The sequence below is a fragment of the Mucilaginibacter sp. P4_G9 genome, assembly GCF_056400985.1.
In genome coordinates this window covers 1-1,621 of sequence record NZ_JBFUKF010000695.1, presented here as the reverse complement: position 1 = coordinate 1,621, position 1,621 = coordinate 1, and the positions used below count along the sequence as shown (strand labels likewise).

At 39.7% G+C, this 1,621-nt stretch carries 1 protein-coding gene; it reads right to left on the bottom strand.

All coding sequences use genetic code 11. The annotated features are described in order from the left end of the window. On the bottom strand, nt 1–1,621 hold a 1,621-nt coding region (locus tag AC1DPZ_RS26805), incomplete at both ends, for a polysaccharide biosynthesis tyrosine autokinase (RefSeq protein WP_477409250.1).

Genomic DNA, 1,621 nt, shown 5'->3' with positions numbered 1-1,621 from the left:
CGTTGTGGAACGGTAGCCGCATAAAATTTAGATTTGCCCGATCGGATAACAAAAACATTGATATCACTTATCCTGATCAGTGGAATAGCATCTGATACCAGACCAATAGGGGCTGTATCAATCATTATAATATCATACTTTAATTTTAAAGCGGCAATTAAAGCAAGCATTCTGCTGCTGTGCAGCAATTCTGATGGATTTGGGGGTACAGGGCCTGAAACTATAAAATCGAGATTTTCCTGCTCGGAGTGAACTATTATTTCATCCAATGAACTTTGGTGGGCAAGATAGTTGCTTAAGCCCTTGTCATTAGGTACATGAAAAGTTTTATGCAGTCTTGAGCGTCTTAAATCGGCACCTATAAGTATAACCTTTTTATCGATGAGCGATAGCGTACTTGATAAATTTACTGCCACAAATGACTTGCCCTCACCGGCAACTTCTGAAGTTATGCAAATAATTTTGCTGGCTTTTTCTGATGCCAGGAAACTCAGATTGGTACGTACCGAGCGAACCGATTCGGCAAATATTGACTTGGGTTTGCTCAGGGCTAAAACCTGCCGGCTGTTTTCATCAATAGGTTCGGGATATTTTCTGATAACCCCAAGTATAGGCATTGCGGTAAGGCTTTCTATGGTTTCCTTATCATAAATATAAGGATTAAGTACCCTGATTAAAATAATAAGGCCAAGGCCTATAGCCAGGCCAAAGATAATGGCCGACCGGTGGATATCATGCTCGTTGGGTGATACAGCATTGAAATTGGGCTGAGCAAATTCAATAACCGTAGCCCCCGGCAAAATACCTGCCCTGCTTATTTGTGCCTCAAGCTTTTTTTCTGATAAAAAGGAGTATACCTTATCATTTATCTCGAAATCTCTTTGCAAACTTACCAGGTCGCGCTGGGCTGATGGCAATGCCATTAAAGTTTGGTTAACCTGCGATAACTGGTTATCCAAATACGCTATATTTTTTTCTACAGCGCTGCGGATCCCCTTTATATTATTTAAGGCTGTAAGTTTGGTTTGTAATATTTGCTGATTAATATCTTGCAGAGGCTGCGAATTTGGAGTATAGGTTTTTAATAACGATGATCGTTCAGATATTAGTACATCTAATTTGCCTATTAAAGCATTTAACGCAGGTAGATCGTTTCCCCCTGCACTAAAATTCAAAGTAACATTATCTTTTTCCCTGGTTATTTGATCTCTTAGCTGATCAAGCGCTATCATCTGAATTTTTAACAGTGATCTGTTTGTTTCAATTTCGGCCGCCTTTGCGCCAGATGTAGTTGATGCCGAATTTACATCAAGTATCTTGGTTTTGTTTTTATATTTTTCTATTGAGCTTTCCGATCCTTTTACCTCGTTGGAAAGGAATGATAACTGGCTGTCGATAAAATCGATCATTTGGGATGCCGATTGTGCTTTTTGATTCCTGTCAAAAATCACATACTCCTTCATGATGTTGTTAAGCACATCAGCGGCAAACTGCGGGTTTGAGTCGGTTTCCTGTAACGCAATGATGTTGGTGTTCTTTCCGGTTTCTCCAGCCCTTAAACCACCTTGTACCCGGCCTATATAATCTTCAGGGATATTAAAATTAAAAAGATATATAGCGC